General features: G+C 36.7%; 23 protein-coding genes, 1 pseudogene and 1 other annotated feature. All 24 genes and pseudogenes read right to left on the bottom strand.

Annotated elements, in window-relative coordinates; all coding sequences use genetic code 11:
- Positions 1 to 10: 10 nt before the first annotated feature.
- The 24 genes and pseudogenes from ruvA to FHR85_RS02935 all read right to left on the bottom strand — a co-directional run bounded on the left by ruvA (position 11) and on the right by FHR85_RS02935 (position 20532).
- Positions 11 to 616 (bottom strand): Holliday junction branch migration protein RuvA, encoded by a 606-nt coding sequence (gene ruvA / locus FHR85_RS03050; RefSeq protein ID WP_167260953.1) that lies wholly within the window; start codon positions 614 to 616, stop codon positions 11 to 13.
- 143 nt (positions 617 to 759) lie between these two features.
- Positions 760 to 1479 (bottom strand): YebC/PmpR family DNA-binding transcriptional regulator, encoded by a 720-nt coding sequence (locus FHR85_RS03045; protein ID WP_167260951.1) that lies wholly within the window; start codon positions 1477 to 1479, stop codon positions 760 to 762.
- A gap of 26 nt (positions 1480 to 1505) precedes the next feature.
- On the bottom strand, positions 1506 to 2264 hold the full coding sequence (locus FHR85_RS03040) for a (S)-benzoin forming benzil reductase (RefSeq protein WP_167260949.1): 759 nt from the start codon (positions 2262 to 2264) through the stop codon (positions 1506 to 1508).
- Positions 2265 to 2528: 264 nt separating this feature from the next.
- On the bottom strand, positions 2529 to 3026 hold the full coding sequence (locus FHR85_RS03035; RefSeq protein WP_167260947.1) for a YhcN/YlaJ family sporulation lipoprotein: 498 nt from the start codon (positions 3024 to 3026) through the stop codon (positions 2529 to 2531).
- A 52-nt stretch (positions 3027 to 3078) separates the two neighbouring features.
- Entirely contained in the window at positions 3079 to 3837 is a 759-nt protein-coding gene (gene nadE / locus FHR85_RS03030; RefSeq protein ID WP_167260945.1) for an NAD(+) synthase, read from the bottom strand.
- 100 nt (positions 3838 to 3937) lie between these two features.
- The gene (locus FHR85_RS03025; RefSeq protein ID WP_167260943.1) at positions 3938 to 4402 is read right to left on the bottom strand and encodes a LysM peptidoglycan-binding domain-containing protein; all 465 of its coding nucleotides are present in this window, start codon (positions 4400 to 4402) and stop codon (positions 3938 to 3940) included.
- Between the two features lie 76 nt (positions 4403 to 4478).
- The gene (obgE, locus tag FHR85_RS03020; protein WP_167260941.1) at positions 4479 to 5768 is read right to left on the bottom strand and encodes a GTPase ObgE; all 1290 of its coding nucleotides are present in this window, start codon (positions 5766 to 5768) and stop codon (positions 4479 to 4481) included.
- A 27-nt stretch (positions 5769 to 5795) separates the two neighbouring features.
- Positions 5796 to 6311 (bottom strand): Spo0B domain-containing protein, encoded by a 516-nt coding sequence (locus FHR85_RS03015; protein ID WP_167260939.1) that lies wholly within the window; start codon positions 6309 to 6311, stop codon positions 5796 to 5798.
- Positions 6312 to 6456: 145 nt separating this feature from the next.
- Positions 6457 to 6747, bottom strand: a complete 291-nt coding sequence (rpmA, locus tag FHR85_RS03010) for a 50S ribosomal protein L27 (protein ID WP_167260937.1) — start codon at positions 6745 to 6747, stop codon at positions 6457 to 6459.
- A gap of 14 nt (positions 6748 to 6761) precedes the next feature.
- Positions 6762 to 7094: a ribosomal-processing cysteine protease Prp gene (locus tag FHR85_RS03005; RefSeq protein WP_167260935.1), complete on the bottom strand. Its 333-nt coding sequence runs from the start codon at positions 7092 to 7094 to the stop codon at positions 6762 to 6764.
- An 11-nt stretch (positions 7095 to 7105) separates the two neighbouring features.
- Positions 7106 to 7414: a 50S ribosomal protein L21 gene (rplU, locus tag FHR85_RS03000; protein WP_167260933.1), complete on the bottom strand. Its 309-nt coding sequence runs from the start codon at positions 7412 to 7414 to the stop codon at positions 7106 to 7108.
- A 13-nt stretch (positions 7415 to 7427) separates the two neighbouring features.
- Positions 7428 to 7501: a sequence feature (ribosomal protein L21 leader region), on the bottom strand.
- A 38-nt stretch (positions 7502 to 7539) separates the two neighbouring features.
- Entirely contained in the window at positions 7540 to 8952 is a 1413-nt protein-coding gene (locus tag FHR85_RS02995) for a ribonuclease E/G (RefSeq protein ID WP_167260931.1), read from the bottom strand.
- Positions 8953 to 8983: 31 nt separating this feature from the next.
- The gene (locus FHR85_RS02990; protein ID WP_167260929.1) at positions 8984 to 9784 is read right to left on the bottom strand and encodes a site-2 protease family protein; all 801 of its coding nucleotides are present in this window, start codon (positions 9782 to 9784) and stop codon (positions 8984 to 8986) included.
- Between the two features lies 1 nt (position 9785).
- On the bottom strand, positions 9786 to 10529 hold the full coding sequence (locus FHR85_RS02985; protein WP_167260927.1) for a M23 family metallopeptidase: 744 nt from the start codon (positions 10527 to 10529) through the stop codon (positions 9786 to 9788).
- A gap of 122 nt (positions 10530 to 10651) precedes the next feature.
- Positions 10652 to 11446, bottom strand: a complete 795-nt coding sequence (gene minD, locus FHR85_RS02980) for a septum site-determining protein MinD (RefSeq protein WP_167260925.1) — start codon at positions 11444 to 11446, stop codon at positions 10652 to 10654.
- Between the two features lies 1 nt (position 11447).
- Complete coding sequence (locus FHR85_RS02975) at positions 11448 to 12119, bottom strand: septum site-determining protein MinC (RefSeq protein ID WP_167260923.1); 672 nt, start codon at positions 12117 to 12119, stop codon at positions 11448 to 11450.
- Positions 12120 to 12143: 24 nt separating this feature from the next.
- Positions 12144 to 12665 carry a rod shape-determining protein MreD gene (gene mreD / locus FHR85_RS02970; RefSeq protein WP_167260921.1) on the bottom strand — a complete coding sequence of 174 codons (522 nt, stop codon included), beginning with the start codon at positions 12663 to 12665 and terminating at the stop codon, positions 12144 to 12146.
- Positions 12662 to 13534: a rod shape-determining protein MreC gene (gene mreC, locus FHR85_RS02965; protein WP_167260919.1), complete on the bottom strand. Its 873-nt coding sequence runs from the start codon at positions 13532 to 13534 to the stop codon at positions 12662 to 12664. Before mreC ends, mreD begins: the two co-directional genes overlap by 4 nt.
- Positions 13535 to 13556: 22 nt before the next feature.
- Positions 13557 to 14666, bottom strand: a complete 1110-nt coding sequence (gene mreB / locus FHR85_RS02960) for a rod shape-determining protein (protein WP_279588341.1) — start codon at positions 14664 to 14666, stop codon at positions 13557 to 13559.
- Positions 14667 to 14796: 130 nt separating this feature from the next.
- A pseudogene (gene radC / locus FHR85_RS02955) lies at positions 14797 to 15099 on the bottom strand (RadC family protein); the annotation flags it as partial.
- A gap of 593 nt (positions 15100 to 15692) precedes the next feature.
- Positions 15693 to 16382 (bottom strand): RadC family protein, encoded by a 690-nt coding sequence (gene radC, locus FHR85_RS02950; protein ID WP_167260917.1) that lies wholly within the window; start codon positions 16380 to 16382, stop codon positions 15693 to 15695.
- 156 nt (positions 16383 to 16538) lie between these two features.
- The gene (locus tag FHR85_RS02945) at positions 16539 to 17342 is read right to left on the bottom strand and encodes a hypothetical protein (protein WP_167260915.1); all 804 of its coding nucleotides are present in this window, start codon (positions 17340 to 17342) and stop codon (positions 16539 to 16541) included.
- A gap of 145 nt (positions 17343 to 17487) precedes the next feature.
- Positions 17488 to 19212: a sensor domain-containing diguanylate cyclase gene (locus FHR85_RS02940; protein ID WP_167260913.1), complete on the bottom strand. Its 1725-nt coding sequence runs from the start codon at positions 19210 to 19212 to the stop codon at positions 17488 to 17490.
- Between the two features lie 36 nt (positions 19213 to 19248).
- Positions 19249 to 20532 carry a bifunctional folylpolyglutamate synthase/dihydrofolate synthase gene (locus FHR85_RS02935; RefSeq protein ID WP_167260911.1) on the bottom strand — a complete coding sequence of 428 codons (1284 nt, stop codon included), beginning with the start codon at positions 20530 to 20532 and terminating at the stop codon, positions 19249 to 19251.
- Between the last annotated feature and the right edge of the window lie 65 nt (positions 20533 to 20597).

The raw sequence follows: 20597 nt of genomic DNA, 5'->3' as shown, positions 1-20597 counted from the left end.
CAACTCACCCTTAACGCATTAATAATTGAAGACCTTGTTTCACCAATTCATCTGTCGATTCTGCTTGATAAGATTTTAATGTTGGTGCGATTTTATCAATTTCTCGTTTCGTATAACCAAGTGTCAATAATGCTTCTATTGCCTCGTCATACTGCTGATGGTTTGGCTGTGCTTCATGCTCAATCGTCAACATATCATCAACAGACGTTTGCATCCATGCATCCACTTTTCCTTTTAAGTCTAAGATCATTTGGCGAGCTGTCTTTTTACCGACACCAGGGAATTTGGTTAAATAAGCATCATTTTCTTGTTCAATGGCTTGAGCAAAATCATGGACGGATGTTTCACTCACAATACTTAACGCATTTTTCGGTCCAATGCCCGAGACGTTTAATAACTTCTTAAACAAATCTTTCTCTTCGCTCTGATAGAAACCATAAAGCATCTGAGTATCTTCACGGACATAAAAATATGTAAATAATTTAACGGATTCGTCTTGTTTGGATTGGTAACGTAAAGGATGTGGACACCATATTTCATAACCGACGCCATCAACATCCAAAACGACATACTCTTCGGTAATCGATGTTAGTTTACCTTGTATATATGCGTACATTTTGTTCCTCCTACTATGTCTGAACAAACGTTCTCTCTCTAGTTTAACATGTCATAGCCCATTCGTCCGTAATTTATTGTTACGTTTTTTTAACACCATAAAGTAAAAATGCCACCTCCCCAGCTTGGAGAAGTGGCCCTTAATTATTGCATATTGTGATGGACTTCTTGCACATCATCAAGATCTTCTAACATGTTAAGAAGATGGTCCATATCTTCTTCATGTTCATTTGGAATGGGTGTATACGTATCAGCAACCATCGTTAATTCAGCAGCTGCTAATGAATAATGTTCCTTCATCGTGTCACGAACCGTTTCAAAATCTTCGGGTTCAGTAAATAATTCAAATACTTCATCACTTGTTTCGATTTCTTCACTACCCGCTTCAATCGCTTCTAGCATAAACTCCTCTTCATCAGTCTCTATCTGATCACGCTCAATCGCGATATAACCTTTGCGACGAAACATAAAAGAGACACAACCATTTTCTCCTAAGTTACCATTATTCTTATTAAATGCATGGCGTACCTCTGAGGCTGTGCGGTTTTTATTATCGGTTAGTACATCGACCATAACGGCAATTCCACCTGGGCCATATCCTTCGTAAGTGAATTCTTCATAATTAGCACCATCTAGATTACCTGTTGCTTTATTAATAGCGCGCTCAATATTATCATTCGGCATATTGTTTGATTTGGCCTTATCAACTGCCAAACGAAGTGCTGAGTTTGTTTCCATATCAGCACCACCTTCTTTTGCAGCCACATAGATTTCTTTAGCCAGTTTCATAAAAAGTTTCCCGCGCTGAGCGTCTTTGGCATTCTTTTTATGTCTAATATTATGCCATTTTGAGTGTCCAGCCATGACATTCCCCTCCCTTATTATGGAAATTATTGAATTAAATCATGAACTCGGTAAACACGACCGTTTTCTAATTGTTCTTGGTCGTTAATTAAGTTTTGTAATAAGTCGGCAACCTCTTTCGGGCTCCGCAATTGATTATTGTCTTTTAATTGCTTGAAATTGTCAACGTCTTTGAACTCATCAGTAGTTGCAGATCGAATTTCGCCTTGCATATCAGTGTCCATCACACCAGGGCTAAAAGCAATGTGAAGATCATTAGTGCCTAACTCACTTGCCTCTACTGCTGCGGTTTCTGTATATTGATTAATCGCAGCTTTCGTAGAACTATAAGCATTCCAACCGTAGATTGCTTTTTCTGCTGCACCTGAGGTAATGTTAATGACAGCCAAACGATTCGGATTAACCTGCGCTTTTAATGTGTTAATTAACATCATAGGTGCTGTTAGATTCAATGTGACATGTTTAGCAATCGTTTCATTTTCTAACTGACCTACAGGACCCATAGGCGTAACCATACCTGCATTGTTTACAATCAGTAACTCTTCCACGGTTTGTTGATTTAATTGTTCCGCCAAAGATGTCGCTATGTTTTCGATTTGGTCTACATTAGATAAATCACCTGAGATATGACGGTAATTCGGTTCGTTATTTTGTGTTAGCATTTCTAATTCGTCAACTTGCTGCTGGCGAGCAACAGAAATAACATGGTAGCCACTTTGCATTAAGTTTTTAGCCACTTCTTTTCCTAACCCTTTTGATGCTCCTGTTACAATAGCATATTTCATGATATAATCCCCCAATTATTAATATGTAGTCTCTGTTAAAGTTAATTGTTAATTTTCAAATGATGTAGCTGAGAGTTGTTGAATTATGAGTAGCGAAGGTGGCGACTCCTGCGGGAACAGCACGTGTCTCGAGACCCCGCAGGAAGTGCTTTTCTTCCGAGGAGGCTCGAGCCGTGCCCGCGGAAAGCGTCCACCGATAGCGGATCACAATATCAACAACGGACTTTAACAAAGCTAATATGTAAGTAAACAGGATGAGCCTGTTTACTCTTTTCGGTCTTCGATACGATTATGAAATTCTCGGTTGACGTAGACACTGACATCCGTTCGATCTGTAATGTCTTCTACTACTTTTTTCACTTCCGTAACTGCCTCTTCCTCTGTTGTTCGTGATGTCAATTGAACAGACACGTATATGTGTTTCTCTTGGACCGAAATACCAGCTTGTTTTATTTCATCTAAATGCATCACTTCTTCATATAATTTTCGTTCCATCTCTTTACGTTCTGTCACTTCTTTAGAGACATACGGTTTTCCATCCGAATTATCTAATGTATCCTCAATTTGCTTCTCATTAAAGTATTCATGAGGGTTTTCATACATATTCAAACGAATCTGCTGTTCAGGAGTTAACTCAGCGTCTCCCTGTGATTCCATCGTGTGATCATCTTGCGTTCGGTTAGCCTCACGTTCTGGGTTAACAAATGTACAGCCTGAAACTAAAACAAACGTAACCAGAATGATAACTATTGACTTAAACATGCAAAACACCTCCGTTTCATTATTTTGAAATAAGAGGTGTTAAAACATACAATTATTCGAGTGTGAAATGATGGAAATCGGGAGGTGATTTAGGTAAAGCGCGTTTATGTGCTGTTCGTTCATGCATGATTTCAATTTTTTCAGCATCGCCATCACTCACTGATTCTCCGTTTAAGAAGGCATCAATGGCATCATACGAAACGCCCATTTCTGACTCATCAGTTTGACCATCCCACAATCCTGCACTCGGAGCTTTATCAACTATCTTACTCGGTACACCTAATGCACGACCTAATTCACGAACTTCTTCTTTTGTATAGTGAAGTAATGGAACAATATCAACGCCACCATCACCATGTTTAGTGAAGTAACCTGTGTACCATTCAGCTGCATTGTCTGTACCTACAACTAAATAATTATAGTTAGCAGCTACCGTGTATAAGGTGCTCATGCGCATGCGAGCACGCAAATTAGCATCTGCGATTTGTTCTTTATCCGAATTCCATTCCCCTTGGTTTTCAATTTGTTGCTTAATGGTCGAGAACATTGATTCATGTTGGTCTGTTAAATCAATCGTCATATGATTAACGCCAGATTCTTCTACTACTAATTCAGCATCATCACGGTCTTGATCTGCACTCTTACAAGGCATAATAACTCCTAATGATTGCTCAGGAAATGCTTGTTTAATTAGATATGCTACAACTGTTGAATCAATACCTCCACTCAAACCGACAACTAATCCATTTGAATTTGTGTCTTTAACGGTTTCTTGTAACCACTGAACTAACTGGTTGATATGTTGCTCCATATACTGCTCCCCTTTACTCCACTTTGTTAAATTTATTCTATCATAATGGAATTAAAAAGAAAATCAAGCCGACGAATGCGACTTGATCACTTTAAAACTTTTATTGACAACCACAACCATTATTCCAGCCATAGCCATTACTCCAGCCATAACCATACGGGTTCTCACGATAAAAATGTGGATACGGAAATGGTAAAGATACCGGCTGATTAGTACCATAATGTTGATAAGAACCATTATTATAATTAGAATTTCCTTGATTTTGAATATAAGGTGCTAATTTTTTATCAAACCATTCGTCTTCTCTTATAACCGGGATCGACCGAGGTTTTGCATGATCTGGAAACGGAAATCGTTCATTTGAATGACTCGAACTCGTTTGCTTTTGTTTAACTTCTTGGCGATTAGCTACCGCTTGTTGAGGCACTTTCACTTTCATGCCTTCTAACACTTCTGTTACATCAGATAAATGTTTATTCATGTCATAAAGATTTGATTCAGAAAGGCCATATTGTTCCGCGATTGAGGCCATTGTTTCACCTTGCTTCACGATATGAAATTTCATTATAAATACCCCCTTACTGTGAATTTAGGCGTTACCCTAATTTATGCACACAGTAAGGGGATGTTGACACATAATCTTATTCGACAAATTCAAATTCGAAGTCTAATAATCGAACAGTGTCTCCTTCTTCTGCTCCACGCTTGCGAAGAGCATCATCAATTCCCATATGACGCATTTGACGTGCAAATCGTCTAACCGATTGATCACGATTAAAGTCCGTCATCTTGAATAAACGTTCAATTTTTGGTCCTGACAGCACATAAGCACCGTCTGGATCACGTGTGATATGGAAACTGTCATCATCGCCTTCATATTTATAGACAACACGTTCATCACTAGCGTCTTCATCAGTAGTCTCAAATGTATCTTTCGGTATTTCATCAAGTGTATTAGCCACTTCGAATAACATATCGCGTAATCCTGTTTGCGTATAAGCGGATATCGGATAAATCGGTAAATCTTCACCTAATTGTTCTTTAAACATTTCTAGATGTGTTTCCGCATCAGGCATATCCATTTTATTCGCGACAATAATTTGAGGACGTTCAAGTAGCTTCTCATCATAAGCTTCTAACTCTTGATTAATTGTAACGTAATCCTCATATGGGTCACGCCCTTCAAGTCCTGACATATCTATGACGTGAACAATGACACGCGTTCTCTCAATGTGGCGTAGAAATTGATAGCCTAAACCAACACCTTCATGAGCTCCTTCAATTAATCCAGGTAAATCGGCCATTACGAAGCTTCGCTCATCTTCAATACGAACCATACCTAAATGAGGATTCAAGGTTGTAAAATGATAATCTGCTACCTTTGGCTTTGCTCCACTAACAACTGAAAGTAAAGTTGATTTACCCACACTTGGAAATCCAACTAATCCGACATCTGCAAGTACTTTTAGCTCGAGCTCCACATTTAATTCATCACCAGGAGCACCTTTTTCAGATAATTCTGGTGCACGATTACGAGAATTGGCAAAACGAATATTCCCACGGCCTCCACGGCCACCTTCAGCAATAACAGCGCGCTGTCCATGTTCAACCAAATCAGCAATCACTTCCTGCGTTTCAGCATCACGAACCGTAGTGCCTGGTGGTACTGGAATTACATAAGCGTCTGAGTTTTTTCCATGTTTACTTTTGCTCATTCCATTTTCGCCGCGATTGGCTTTAAAATGACGTTGATAACGAAAGTCCATCAATGTGTTTAGCCCTTCGTCGACTTCTAAAACGATGTCGCCACCATGACCCCCGTCTCCGCCGTTGGGGCCACCCATTGCGACATATTTTTCTCGTCTAAAAGACACAAGTCCGTCTCCACCATCACCGGCTTTAACAAATACTTTAACGCGATCGACAAACATTTCTTTCACCTACTTCCTGCATTCACCCTAATGATACATTAGCGTGATTGAAACTTTTTCTTCGTTTTGTTCAGCATGAAGACATTCACCACTAAAAGACAATCTTTCCATGAAATCTGATTGATCTTCATTCGGCAAATGAATATCATACTGTAAAGTTAATTCTTCTTCACCTTCTATAGCAACATGAACTGATACATCAGTCATTGCAATAATACTGCTTTCAAGCTCTGAAACAATCGCTTGACCATCATAGGTTAACTTTTCGTCAAATGCTGCCAGTTCTGTTAAATCAGTATTAACCGAAAAGGTAATATTTAATTCATGCTCCATTAGGGATGTTGATAACAACCAGAAAACAAACTCATCACAATTTAACGTTTGTAACAGTCGTTCTTGCTTCAAGCGTTCAATTAAGTCATTAACTTTATTAAGTGACTTTTCGTACTTTCCCATACTCCCATAGCCTTGAACGATTTGCAAATCATTCATTAAATCATGTCGGTACTGACGTAACCATTGTAAAAATTGTTGGCGTTCCATGACAATCACCTACATTAAGATTTTCCTCCATAATACCATAAATTAACGCTCAACATTTGACGAAAATGGTCACTATAACTATTAATTTGTATCACATAATCACAAAAAAACCGACTCTATTAGGCTAGAGTCGGTTTTTCATCCATTACGCTTCTTGAGCTTCTGGATAAACACTAACTTTTTTACGATCGCGTCCATAACGTTCGAAACGAACAACACCATCTACTTTAGAGAAAAGTGTGTCGTCGCCACCAATTCCTACGTTATAGCCCGGATAAACTTTCGTACCACGCTGACGGTAAAGAATTGAACCGCCTGATACGAACTGACCGTCCGCACGTTTAGCGCCTAAACGTTTCGACTCTGAGTCACGACCGTTCTTCGTACTACTTACACCTTTTTTCTGAGCGAAAAACTGTAAATTTAGACGTAGCATTACCATGCACCTCCTTAAGATTTTGAAATGTGAATATATTGTCCATAGTCTCTTTCAATCGTTTCAAGTGAGACGACCATACCTTCTAACAGTAATTGTGCTTGTTCTAACACTTCACCTGTTAAATCGTCTGGTAACGTCACATTTAAAAATCCACCATTTTCACGTTGATCGATCAATGGTTCAATGTCACATATTGAAATAACCGCATTAACAGCTCCGAATGAAACAGCAGAAGCTGCTGCACAAACTAAATCATGTCCATATGGGCCACTATCTGCATGTCCCGACATTTGAAAGCCTTTAATTGTATCATCAGGATAACGGTTAACGATTACTTCAATCATGCTGACAGTCCTTACGCATTGATTTTATCAATTGTTACTTTAGTATACGGTTGACGGTGACCTTGCTTACGCTTGTAGTTCTTCTTCGGCTTATATTTGAAAACCGTGATTTTACGTCCTTTGCCGTTACGGTCAATTTTACCTGTAACAGACGCGCCATCAACGTATGGTGTTCCTGCTTTAGCAGAGTCTCCACCTACGAAAAGAACGTTGTCGAATGTCACTTCTTCGCCTGCTTCACCATCTAGCTTTTCGACGAAAATTTCCTGACCTTCTTCAACTTTTACTTGCTTGCCACCAGTTTCAATAATTGCGTACATACTTGCACCTCCTCTAATTACTCAGACTCGCCATTAAAGGTACTCAAATTGAGTTTAAAAACCTTCTCTGAGCGGTTGTAGCATGCGGGTGCTACAAAAACATAACATATAGATATTACCACGTATTAAAAAGCCTTGTCAATAGACAACCCTTTATCTTCATAGCGTGACAATAACCAATGAACGTCACCTATTTTATATAATTGATAAGGTGATTGTAAACCTTTTTTTGCACTTATATAAAGGGGGAAATGAAATTCGTGTGTTTCATGTAACAGTTTTAGAAATGGCTTCATCATTGAGCTGTAATTAGAATCAACTTCTAAGTGAATAACATCGATTGATCGGTCTTCATCAAACCAACACAATTCTTCCTCTAACTGCTGTAAGTAATAATTTTCAGTGGGTACTAAGGTCCTTTGATCGACCCCAAAGAATTGGTAACTATTAGATACTTCTCGTTTTCTAGTCACCTCTAACATGCCAAGTTTAGTAAAACCGACAATGTGTATGGAAGCTGATTGTTGTTTGTTATGTTGTTTTAGTGTATTTATAATCTCTTGTTGTTCTTTATTTGATTGCATGTTTAACAAGTCAACGATGATAGCACCATACATGTTCCGCTCTTTTAGAATCTTGGCTAATTGTGTGACTGCTTCACGATTAATCACCATGTAATCTGGCTCTGTTTGTTGATGTACTCGGTAAGAACCAAAATCGACATCTACAGCTGTTAAGGCTTCAGTCTGGTCAATCATTAATGTTGCACCACTAGGTAGTGAAATCTGACGTCGCGTTAATTCGTCAGCCAATGACTCATATCCATAAGGGCGGTGATGAAGATAATGACGATCCAGATTTAATCGTTCAGACACATGAGGTAGTATGGATAATATTTTTTGTTTCATATCTGGTTCGTCAACAATAATTCGATCGACGTCACTTAGATCCGTTTGCTGAAGTGCCGTAATAAACGGATGGCTTTGACGATAAGCCAGCCCTTTCTTAACGGGCATTTCATTTATTTGTTTATACACGGTTTTTAAACGTTCTAACCCATTTATTAGAGTTGTTTGATCCAATTGATTGGCTTTCGTGCGAACAATCAAGCCTTCATTAACGTATGGAGACAATAATTCAATTAAATGATCTCTTTCTTCGCTTGTTAATTTATGAGAGACATGAATAGAGGTTTCGAAAGGCGAATAAACAAGCGTGTCATTCTTTATTTGCAGTTTCGTTGTAACCGTCATATATTTAGATGGAGTAGCTAATCGTTCGACTTGAACTAGCAACCAATCGCCATGACCTACCTTTTCATCAACCATATAACGAAACGGTAAATAAGCGATATCCCCCTGCCCCACATCAACAAAACAAGCCTTCAGCCGTTGATCAACTTGTTTAACTGTGCCGTACAGAATATCTCCTGTTTGAAAATCTGTAATCTTTTGAAATAATACCTCAGCCGTTTGACCATTGATTTGATCTAAGTAAAGCTGGTGCCGTGTTTTTGTTTGTATCCAAATTTGTCTCATGATCAACACCCTGGTGAATTAAAATTATTAATTATCTAGCCTGTCCGAATAACCCTGTTAAACAATCATCTTCGCTAAGCAAATCTTCATCTTCAATATAAACATAATGATAATGATTTCGTTTGAATTCTTTAACAATATTCGATAATGAGTAATTGGGATTTGCTCGTAATATACAAATATGATCCCGCTTAACTTGCCTTCGTAAATGGCGTGATAATAAGTGCTTTAATAAAAATCGGTCTCTCTGTCTCCACAAGAACCAATTGTCTAAAATTAAAAAAATGGAAATCCCCATCAATTGTAAAGAATACAACTGATTAATCCATAGTATACCATTTAAAAACAATAAAAAAACAATCGACCATATAGCCATCATGATAATGGTTCGATAAAATGAAAAATACTGTTGAAAAAACAACAATAATAAACGACCCCCATCCAATGGCAAGACGGGAATCAAATTGAAAACTAAGATAGCTGAATTCATCCAAATTAATAATAGACTTAATGCATCATTCAACCACAGCTTGTCCAAAACAATAATGACTGCATAAAGCCATATATGTTGCAAAGGCCCTGCAATTGTTACCAACCATTCTTCTTTTAAAGGGCGGTTATAATAATCCGAAGTTTCCATAACACCGCCAAATGGCCAAATCACAACTCGTGTAACATTCCACCCAAAATATTTTGCAGTTAGGACATGTCCAAATTCATGAATTAGCACAATGACTAATAAACATAATAATTCCAAAAACCAACCAAACACATAGGAAGTAGCACAGACAATTAATAATAATGGATGTAATTCTATTATTCGTATTGTCATGTTAACGACCTAATATGACGGGTACTGGATCAACACTTTCATTTTGATTTTTAACAGCAAAATACAATGAAGCTTCTTCGCTAGCCGCTTCAGGACTAATTGAACCTAAAGTGTCTGATGGACCGACAAATTGATAGTGGAAAACATCAATAGATGACAAATGGCCATACACTGTTTCACTTCCATCCTCATGTTGAACAACAATCGTTTTCCCAGTTTCTTCTTTATTACCCGCAAATAAAACCGTCCCTTTTTCAATCGGGTGAATCGTTTGCTCTTCCGTAATTTCCACTAATAAATGATCTTCCATCGAAGTCACTTGATTTTCATTTAAACCATTAACTAACATCGCTTGATTAGGTTCTGAAGGCTCATTAACTGGTGCATCAAACCCAGTTGACACAAACATCGTTGCTATATGCGCATCATACCAAGCTTGTACAGTAGCGAAAGGCAAGTCATCAGTTAATAACTGATCAACGCGAGAATCAACCTGATTAGCCCAACTCGAGTTTGACTGACTCAATAATAGGACACCTAAAAATAACGCTAATGCCAGGACACCTTTTCTTAAAAAGGACATCACATAAGTTGTCCAGTTAAAATCATCCGATTGAGGAATAGATGTCATGCCGTGCATTTCTTCATTTGATGGTAACATATTAGGGTGTTGATGCAATTTCTTACGCTCTCTTGATTTACGTTTCGCAATGTCTTCTCTAATTTTTTCAACTCGCTTATTCATAGGCCACCATTCCTTTAACCATTTGTACTAATCTATTCTTAATCAAAAGAATTATGATGACCTAGACTACTACTACACAAAAAATTCCGGATAAATGCTTCACGCTTTATCCGGAAAAGTTATTACTTCATACCTAATAATTTTTTCATTTTAAATAGGAAGCCTTTATCTTCATCAAAAGACATTAATGGGACAGATTCACCGAGAATTCTTCTTGCTATATTACGGTATCCAATGGAAGCTTTCGTGTCTGGTTGAAATGCTACAGGATTACCGTGATGAGAGGCACGAATGACGTCCTCATCATCCATAATGACCCCTAATAAATCGATTGATAATGTTGATACGATATCATCAACCGCAAGCATATCACCATTATCCATCATATGTTTTCGAATACGATTGATTACGAGATGAGTTGATTCTAAATTCTCTTGTTCTAGTAAACCAATAATTCGATCAGCATCTCGAACACTTGATTTCTCAGGTGTCGTAACAACAACTGCTTTATCAGCACCTGCTACTGCATTTTTATAGCCTTGTTCGATCCCGGCTGGACAATCGATCAATATATAATCATAGTCAGGTTTTAACTGCTCAACTAATGATTGAATACCTTCTGGTGTTACTTCATTTTTATCACTTGATTGGGCAGCAGGAAGTAAATGTAGACAATCAAATCGTTTATCTTTCACAAGAGCTGCTTGTAGTTTACATTGACCTTCAATGACGTCAACAATATCAAAAATAATACGATTCTCTAACCCTAATATAACATCTAAATTCCGCAAACCTATATCTGTATCAATTAAACACACTTTTTTATCTTGTAAAGCTAGAGCTGTCCCAATATTAGCAGTGGTTGTCGTTTTTCCCACCCCACCTTTACCTGATGTGATGACGATTGATTCTCCCATTTTAAAGTCCCCTTTCTGAAATATCCGTTAGATTTGGTCGGATTTTTTGAAGGTTATGTAGATCATCGAGTTCAATTTGGCCTGTTTCTTGATTAATAAATGCAAACTCACGCTGTGATCCTTCAACCTCATAATCAGGTGCACGACTGAGTTGATCAGCTATACGAATTTGACTTGGATTCATATAAGAAGCAGCAACCACTTCATTAGCACCATCAGGAAACCCTGCATGAACTATACCACGTAATTGACCTAGTACAAAAACACTTCCTGAAGCTGTCACGGTTGCTCCTGGGTTAACATCACCAATAATAAATATATCCCCATTCTCATGTAGCTCTTGTCCTGACCTTATTGTTTTGACACGAGGTTTCAATGTTATATGATCATACCAAGATTTTGCCTCCTCTTTTGAGATCACATTCGATTCAAATGATTTAATACCGATTGAATGTTGATCATTTAAGAGGTGACGAATTTCATCTTGCTGCTGAGTATCAAGTAAACGATTTTGCGTATGCACCTTAATACTTGTTCGTTGATGAATGGCATCAGATTCTAGTTGTTTATGGAGTTCTTCCAATAATTGCTCGAACGAACATTGATCATCTAAATAAACAATAATCCCTTCTGTTGTACCTTTCATTGTAAGGTATAAGTTCGTTTCTGTCATAATGAGGACATCCTTTGAATAAAATTATTTCTCGAGTTCATATTTCCATTTCGTTAACATAGGTTTAGTTAATGGATATAAGATAAGTAAACCAATCACATTAACAATTAAGCTAGGGACAAGGCGTATCGTTAGATAATCTTGGAATCCAATCATAACTTGGCCAATTAAGAAATAAACGCCAAAAATGATGAGGTCAGCTATGGCAACTCCTAAAAGAACGAATACGATTGAGACAAGAAAATTTTTGTGTAAAACACGTTTTAGTAGGTGAATCACATATAATGACACACCATAGCCCAGTAAATATACGCCTAGAATAGATGTGAATGTTAAATCCGTTAAAAAAGCAAATGCTAATCCATTCATTAAGCCAACATAACTATGTTCACGATCATAAAAAATCATGACAATAATAGAAATGACAAGTGGCCAATGTGGTATGTACAACATACCATCTAAGAAAGATGATGGGATAACTTCTGTCAAAACGCTTTGTAGAACCAATAAGATAAGCGTTACAAGTGGAAGTAGGAATATCTTCATGACTCCTCATCCTCCTCCTCAGTTGGTTCTACATTTTGCAATTCACGATCGACTACTTTGACTTGGTTAATATCATTTAAATCTGCTGCCGGTTCAACATGGGCAATGCTTGTTAACCCATACTGATCTAATTCAATTGAACTGATTTCACCAATTAAAATTCCTCGTGGGAACACACCTCCTAAGCCTGATGTGACCACTGTTTGTCCTTCCTCTAACTCACTATCATCAGATAAATCTCGAAAAATCAATTGATCATTCTCACTGTCATAACCTTCAATCATACCAAAGATATTTTCGTTTTGATCGACTATAGCTGATACTTGATGTTCTGCACCGAAACCACTTAATAATTGAACGGTTGAAGTTAATTGTGAAGCATTGATTACTTTACCTACCATCCCTTTCGCGGTTTGAACGGCCATATTTTCTTGCACGCCATGTTGACTTCCTTTATTGATCGTTACTTGTTGAAACCAACGTTCAGAACTTCTAGCAATGACTGTTGCATTTAAAGTTTCATAGTCACTAAGTGTTGTATCAACATCTGCCATAGCACGTAATTCTTCATTCTCTTTTTCTAGTTCATTCACTTCATATGCAAGTGATTTATAATCTTGCAACTCTTGTTTTAACACTTGATTTTGTTCATAAACTTCACGTATATCTGATATAGATCCAGAAAAGTCAGCTATGGCACCGATTGGTCTATGAAGGACACTTTGAAACAATCCAACCGTGTCATGCGCAAATTGTGCCGGTACACTAGATGAACCATCTGACCTTAATGAATAACCAATCAAACTAACAATAATAATAATACTTAATAAAAAGACAATTAACTTTCGCTTTCTTAAAAATGATGGCATATTTTGACACCTTCTCTTAACGTTACGTATTCTCTGCTGCAATATTAGTAGTGCGTCTGATGTGATCTATATGTTTAATAGCTTTGCCTGTACCTTTAACAACAGATGTCATTGGGTCTTCAGTAATAAATACAGGAAGGTCGACTTCTTTTTTTATCATATTGGCTAAACCATCAAGAAGTGCCCCGCCACCAGTTAGAATTATTCCCCGGGACATAATATCGTTTGATATTTCAGGTGGAGCTGTAGCTAACGTATCAATTACCGTACTAACAATTTGTTTAGCAGTTTTCTCTATTACTGACATAATCTCTCCACGTGTTACCGTTACGGTTTCTGGTAGACCTGTAATTAAGTCACGACCCTTAACAACCATTTTACCACGATTGTCATCCATTTTTGCAGAGGCTAGATCAATTTTTAATTTTTCTGCAGTCGAAATTCCAATAGCAAGACTATAAGTTAACCGTATATATGTTTGAATCTCTTCATTGAGATAATCTCCTGCTACTCTAATTGATTGGCTACTAACAATACCACCTAAAGAAATAATGGCAACTTCTGTTGTTCCACCACCAATATCTACAATCATGTTACCAGTTGGTTCCCACACAGGCAAACCAGCACCTATAGCGGCTGCAAACGGCTCAGAGATTATATAAACTTCTTTAGCTCCTGCCTGTTTTGCTGCATCCAATACAGCTCTTTTTTCTACTTTAGTTGCCCCGGATGGCACGCAAATTATAATATGCGGTTTTCTGGACCAGATGGTCTCCATATTATAAACACGCCCAATAAAAGATTGAATCATCTCAGCTGTTATATCGAAATCTGCAATAACCCCATCTTTTAATGGTCGAATGATTTCGATATCTCGGGGCGAACGCCCAATCATACTTTTTGCTTCGTTGCCAACAGCTAAAATCTCATTTGAAGGTATATGTCTTGCAACAACAGTCGGTTCGTTTAAAACAATCCCTTTACCCTTCATATATACCAGCGTATTAGCCGTCCCTAAATCAATCGCTATTTCACGATTAAATAATGTTGTTCCCAATCTTGATCGCCCCTCTAATTTAAGTGTTACTATAACGTACGCTGTTAGCAAACGAAACATGAATAAGCACCACAACTTTATGCATAGACCTCCGTGTGGTGCTGAAATAGTAAGTATTTATATTATACGGTATAACGTCATAATTAGATAGATACAGACTCGATAAAAATGCAATATAAGGCTAATGGACTGGAGATAAACCCCTTTACAAATATCCCTTTTCTTTTAAGGAAATAAATTTTTGATCGCCTATAACTAAATGATCAAGCAGCTCGATCCCAATCACTTTTCCAGATTCATATAATCGACGTGTGACTTGGATATCTTCATTAGATGGAGAGGGGTTACCAGAAGGGTGGTTATGGGCACAAATAACAGACGCAGCAGAACGTTTAATGGCTTCTTTGAACACTTCTCTTGGATGGACGATTAAAGAATTCAAGCTCCCGATAAAAATCGTTTGCCTATGAATGATTTGGTTTTTGGTATTCAGATAAAGCGCAATGAAACAATCAATTACACAAATAAAACATAATAAATATAGAGTGAATAGACTCGCTAATTAAGTAAAATATCATTCATTGGTCACTTTTTGATCACTAGAGTTTATTAAATTTGAAATCTAAGTTATAAGATGAGGATTGATTTTTGAATTTTTGTATTTTTGTTACAATAGTAACAGGTCTTAAAAATAATTTAATTTAGGGGTGTGAATCATTAATTACGAATCAATTTCTAAGATTGTAGATAGTATAAGTATGGTACCTGTGTTGATTTCAATATTTGCTGAATCAAATTTACTGTTTTACCTTGGCTTTGTTCCGCTATTAGTCATCAACATAATGGATTTAATTATCACTCCATCTAAAAAAAGTATATTCTATTTCATCTTTGCCATTACTATAATAGGTATATTTTGGATTTTTATCTTCGGACTAACGTTTGATATTTATTCATAATTTTCAAATTTTTGTTTGAAATGAATAGTTACTATGTGCTAAAAAAGTAAGTATTTATATTATACGGTATATCACCCTAATGAGATAGTTAAAGAGTTGTTGAAATTGCAATATAAGGCTAATGGACTGGAGATAAACCCCTTTACAAATATCCCTTTTCTTTTAAGGAAATAAATTTTTGATCGCCTATAACTAAATGATCAAGCAGCTCGATCCCAATCACTTTTCCAGATTCATACAATCGGCGTGTGACTTGGATATCTTCATTAGATGGAGAGGGGTCACCAGAAGGATGATTGTGGGCACAAATAACAGACGCAGCGGAACGTTTAATGGCTTCTTTGAACACTTCTCTTGGATGGACGATTGAAGAATTCAGGCTCCCAATAAAAATCGTTTGCCTATGAATGATTTGATTTTTGGTATTCAGATAAAGCGCAACAAAATGCTCTTGATGCAATCCTCTAAAGTCTTCCATCAAGAAATTAGCGCCATCTTCAGGACTTTTAACCACGTATTGATCACGTGCTTTGTAAGTTTGAATACGCTTCCCTAGTTCAAGCGCTGCCATTAACTGAATCGCTTTCGCATTTCCGATTCCTGTAATCGTAGTCAGTTCATTTATCGTTGCATCTCTTAATAATGAAATACCTTCAAAATGCTTTAATACATTCGTTGCGAGTGATAAAGAAGAGAAACCTTTCGACCCACTCCCTAGCAAAATGGCGATTAACTCCTGATTAGATAAGGCAGGTGCCCCCACTTCCATCAGACGCTCTCGCGGCCGCTCACTTTCTGGTACATCTCGGATTAAGATAGAATGATTGCTCATTGGAAAACCCCTTTCAGTTCTTAAGTTAGCTTTATTATAATGAAACTTCTCTTAAGAAACAAAAAGGGAAAAGTCTATTATCTATGGCACTGATAAGGGTTTCGATAGGTAAACATGTCATCACAAAACAAATAATCCAAGATAATCGTTTTTCTATTAAATTGATTCAAATAATAAATTCAATGTTAAATACATTGTTGCTCGATTTAGCAAAGCGTCAGAATCACCATCAGCCTCTCTCGTTGTTAAGTTAATAAGCTCATTGATGTATTGATGGTCTTCCATAGATTGCGGATAGTTACCGAGCCAACTTGTTAATTCTTCTTCCCACTCTCCATTTAAATCAGAAACGTCTAACAGCGAACGGCCTGCATCTAACCACGTTTCGTTATCCTCATTAGTTGAAACCGTTTTTTCTTCAAAGCTCCAGGATGTCAAATAATAGCCATCATTTTTATCCAAACCTTTTGATTGTAAATGCGACTCTATAACGGATTCGTCTACAGATTCATGAAGTATGCCTGTTAATAAATAAAATTGGTCTTCATTTGGAACCACAACTGATGGTATGTTATTTAATGATGTCTGAAAAGCACTCGCATTTTCCTCTGTACTAAACACCCCGAGTTGAAAGACTTCATAGCTACCACCACTATACTGAATAGATTCGCCGTCAGAATTATTTTCAGTTGAGTCTTCATCATCTGCTGTTACGGGCGTTGGATCATCCTGAGATTGAGTTGTAGCAGGATTAGAAATATCCAAAAAGATAAGCATGCCGATACCGAATACCGCACCTACAATTAAAGCTAAAAAGGCAGATTTCAAAACCGTCCATAGAGATAGTTTTGATATATTTTTCTTCTTTGACTTCGGTGTTAACACTTTTTCATAAGGGTTTTTTTCAGATTGCTTATTATGTTGTTGAATCGCCACTTTAACTTTTTTTCGTTCTTCCATAAGCCAACCACCTTCACTAATATTAAGACAAGCCTAGCATACTATTAACGAAAAAATGCACATTATTTGTCAAACTACTTCGTCAATTTCGGACAATAAAAAAACTGATTAAACGAACTTTTTTAGTTCATTTAATCAGTTTATTCTAAATCGCTTGTTCAGCAGATGCGACGCAATTCTTTCCATTACGTTTTGCGCCAACATACATTGAACGATCTGCCTGTCTTATTAGTTCATCTGGTGATTCACAGTGGTCTGGATAAGTTGCGACACCCACACTAGCCGTAACATTAAGGTCAATAGGTTCGTCCTGTTTAAGCATATGACTTTTGACATTAAAAGACTCTAAGGAGATCATAGAACGAATCGATTCCGCAAACATAACTGCTTCATCATGACTGTATCCTTTAATTAGAACAGTAAATTCTTCTCCTCCATATCTCGCGACAAGCCCTTGTTCACCTACGAATGTTTCAATTCGTTGTGCCAGTTCAATTAACACTTCATTACCTGCTTCATGACCATAAGTATCATTTAATTTTTTGAATGAATCAAGGTCAAATAGAATGACAGATAGTTTTTCCGATAATTCTTTTTCCTCTAAGTCTAGTGCGTAACTTTCTAAATGCTCAGTAAAATATCGATAATTATATAAACCTGTTAGTCGATCACGTTGGCTTTTGTTCTTTTCTGATTGGTAATGACGTGCATTTTCGATTGCTACTGATAGGAAGTTACCTAGGATTTCTAACAACATGAGATGATATTTTTCATAAGCGTGTTTTCGTTTAGACGCTATAACTAAAACACCAACGGTTAAATTATTTCTTAAGATTGGAACGCCTACCACACTATTAACTTCGTTAGGAATTTCCAAATTAGATATCTTATCGATTTGACTACGTTTTACTAAGATATGAGGAGATTTGTCTTGATAAATCATGCCAGCAAAACCTTCTCCATATTCTAATGAAATATCTTCTAATTGTTTTGATTCATCATCACTGACATAACGAATCATGTTCATGGAACGAGATGAATTCGTAATGTCATATACATAGATGTAAGACATAGGTATTAATTCATGCACTTTGGCCACAAAGGTATCTAATACATCTTTAACATTCAACTTCTTAGAAAGTTCGTGGCCAATATTACTCGTGTCGTGTAAATAGCGATTAATACGTCTTCCTTTATGGTGAGTCGAAATGACTACTGATAATAGAATAGCTGGAAATCCGACAATGAGTATGGCTGCTAGACCTATTTGTAAATAAAGAATATACAAAATTAAACCTATCGGGAAAATCATAGCTGTTACGGCACTGTCGATTAATAATGATTTAGGAACTCCCTTGAACTTGTTCCCTTTCACATACACATCAATTAGCGCTAACAAGATTTGATTGACTGCAATAGACCCAATTATGTAGCCTACTAATGGTATGATTTGATCCATCGTATTTAATGTCAAAACGCCATGAGTTCCACCCAAAGCATAATATACAACTGCAGCAAATATAGACGTCAAAAATAACATCGTCGAATTTGTCGCTATTCGGTAAAACTCAGTTTTCTTTAAACGAATCTTTATAAATAGGGCGATTAATGCCAACTGAGTTAGGATTATTTCAGCAAACAGGCCAAAATATAAGAACACCGCAAAACTAACACCATTTATAAAGAAGATCGTAATTGAACCGACTTGAATTGGAAAAACAGCCACAGCACACATAACAATCGCAAAAGCAATAATGTCAATCCAATAACCAGTAAAATTCGGCTCAATACTAAAATAAAGATAAAACATAGATGGCGGAAAAATTGCTAACCAAATCAGCCAAATACTAATATTTTTCTTATCAGACATATGTAGGCTCCTTTAACCCTGATTTCGACCTTACTATTAAAACATGGTACGTTTAACCTCAGATACAAAATATAACGACCCTGTAATGACTAATGCATCAGATGGTTTCATTTGATTTATTAACTGGTCATAAGCCGTTTTCCAGTCTTCTTTTATGATTATATTTCCATTTTCATACTTTTCATTTAGTTCATAATACTCATAATTATTCTTAAAGTCAAATGTTGTAATATAAATTTGTGGAAAATGTTCTGAAAATAATGACATGATTTGATCAACTGGTTTTGTTTTTAAGAAAGAGCATAATATATAAACATTATTTTTATCATATTTTTGATTGATTGTATCAATCAATGATTGAATAGCTTCAACATTATGAGCACCATCTAATATAACATCAGGATTATGTCGAACGACCTCAAAACGCCCCGGCCATTGAGTTTTTTTCAATCCCGAGCGGATGATGTCAGGATCTAGGAGTCTATTTTCAACTTCTAGTAATTGTAAGTACGCCTCAATTGCAACAGATGCATTATTAATTTGATGGGAGCCTAATAATTGGATCTTTAAATCCTTTAGGGAAATAGAGTTATTAGCAAAATCAAAAACATCTACTAGATGCTCCGTTATTTTCGCCTCTGCATGAAAATCATGGCCTAACTTAAGTACATCAGCATGGTTTGTTTGTGCTTTTTGATCAATCACTTGAATCGCTTCATGTTGTGAAACCCCTGTAATAATAGGAGTATTCGACTTAATAATACCCGCTTTTTCATAAGCTATATCAGCTAAATTATTTCCTAATATATCGATGTGGTCATATCCAATCGACGTAATAATTGAAAGAATAGGGTTAATGACATTAGTTGAATCTAATCGACCACCTAAACCTACTTCAATAACCGCGTAATCAACTGCTTGTTCTTTAAAATATAAATAAGCCATAGCTGTAATTATTTCAAATTCTGTTGGGTGTCCTACTTCTGTCGTTGCAATTTGCTCGCATAGCGGTTTAATCCGTTCAACCAAATCCACCAGATCGCTATCGCTAATTGGCTGATGATTCAGACTAATTCTCTCATTAAATGTCTCAATATAAGGTGATGTAAAAGTCCCTACATCATAACCGTCTTCACGTAATATGTGGCTTAGAAAAGAAGTGGTCGATCCTTTGCCATTCGTTCCTGCTACATGAATCGTTTTTATTTGATGCTGAGGATTTCCTAGTTCATTTAGTATCATATTGATTCTTGTTAGTCCTGGTTTAATCCCAAACGGCAATTGTTTATGAATCCAAGCAATCGCTTCAGTTACTTCCATTGTTCGTCACCTATTTCATATTTTAATATGTAAAAATGAGTTGCTATTCTGTTATAAGAATAGCA

The sequence above is a fragment of the Alkalibacillus almallahensis genome (genome assembly GCF_011761495.1).
GTDB lineage: Bacteria > Bacillota > Bacilli > Bacillales > Alkalibacillaceae > Alkalibacillus > Alkalibacillus almallahensis.
The sequence above is the reverse complement of the archived record's forward strand: the minus strand, read 5'-3'. Positions and strand labels throughout refer to the sequence as shown.

Coding starts and splice junctions, on each gene's coding strand:
- FHR85_RS02940 (WP_167260913.1), bottom strand. CDS start 19,212: ATGTCTGATAAGAAAAATATTAGTATTTGGCTGATTTGGTTAGCAATT.
- FHR85_RS02990 (WP_167260929.1), bottom strand. CDS start 9,784: ATGACAATACGAATAATAGAATTACATCCATTATTATTAATTGTCTGT.
- FHR85_RS03040 (WP_167260949.1), bottom strand. CDS start 2,264: ATGAAATATGCTATTGTAACAGGAGCATCAAAAGGGTTAGGAAAAGAA.
- FHR85_RS02975 (WP_167260923.1), bottom strand. CDS start 12,119: ATGACAGAAACGAACTTATACCTTACAATGAAAGGTACAACAGAAGGG.
- FHR85_RS03045 (WP_167260951.1), bottom strand. CDS start 1,479: ATGGCTGGACACTCAAAATGGCATAATATTAGACATAAAAAGAATGCC.
- FHR85_RS03015 (WP_167260939.1), bottom strand. CDS start 6,311: ATGGAACGCCAACAATTTTTACAATGGTTACGTCAGTACCGACATGAT.
- FHR85_RS02985 (WP_167260927.1), bottom strand. CDS start 10,529: ATGAATAAGCGAGTTGAAAAAATTAGAGAAGACATTGCGAAACGTAAA.
- nadE (WP_167260945.1), bottom strand. CDS start 3,837: ATGGAGCAACATATCAACCAGTTAGTTCAGTGGTTACAAGAAACCGTT.
- mreD (WP_167260921.1), bottom strand. CDS start 12,665: ATGAAGATATTCCTACTTCCACTTGTAACGCTTATCTTATTGGTTCTA.
- minD (WP_167260925.1), bottom strand. CDS start 11,446: ATGGGAGAATCAATCGTCATCACATCAGGTAAAGGTGGGGTGGGAAAA.
- obgE (WP_167260941.1), bottom strand. CDS start 5,768: ATGTTTGTCGATCGCGTTAAAGTATTTGTTAAAGCCGGTGATGGTGGA.
- FHR85_RS03005 (WP_167260935.1), bottom strand. CDS start 7,094: ATGATTGAAGTAATCGTTAACCGTTATCCTGATGATACAATTAAAGGC.
- FHR85_RS02935 (WP_167260911.1), bottom strand. CDS start 20,532: ATGGAAGTAACTGAAGCGATTGCTTGGATTCATAAACAATTGCCGTTT.
- FHR85_RS02995 (WP_167260931.1), bottom strand. CDS start 8,952: ATGAGACAAATTTGGATACAAACAAAAACACGGCACCAGCTTTACTTA.
- FHR85_RS03035 (WP_167260947.1), bottom strand. CDS start 3,026: ATGTTTAAGTCAATAGTTATCATTCTGGTTACGTTTGTTTTAGTTTCA.
- radC (WP_167260917.1), bottom strand. CDS start 16,382: ATGAGCAATCATTCTATCTTAATCCGAGATGTACCAGAAAGTGAGCGG.
- FHR85_RS02945 (WP_167260915.1), bottom strand. CDS start 17,342: ATGGAAGAACGAAAAAAAGTTAAAGTGGCGATTCAACAACATAATAAG.
- rplU (WP_167260933.1), bottom strand. CDS start 7,414: ATGTACGCAATTATTGAAACTGGTGGCAAGCAAGTAAAAGTTGAAGAA.
- rpmA (WP_167260937.1), bottom strand. CDS start 6,747: ATGCTACGTCTAAATTTACAGTTTTTCGCTCAGAAAAAAGGTGTAAGT.
- mreC (WP_167260919.1), bottom strand. CDS start 13,534: ATGCCATCATTTTTAAGAAAGCGAAAGTTAATTGTCTTTTTATTAAGT.
- FHR85_RS03025 (WP_167260943.1), bottom strand. CDS start 4,402: ATGAAATTTCATATCGTGAAGCAAGGTGAAACAATGGCCTCAATCGCG.
- ruvA (WP_167260953.1), bottom strand. CDS start 616: ATGTACGCATATATACAAGGTAAACTAACATCGATTACCGAAGAGTAT.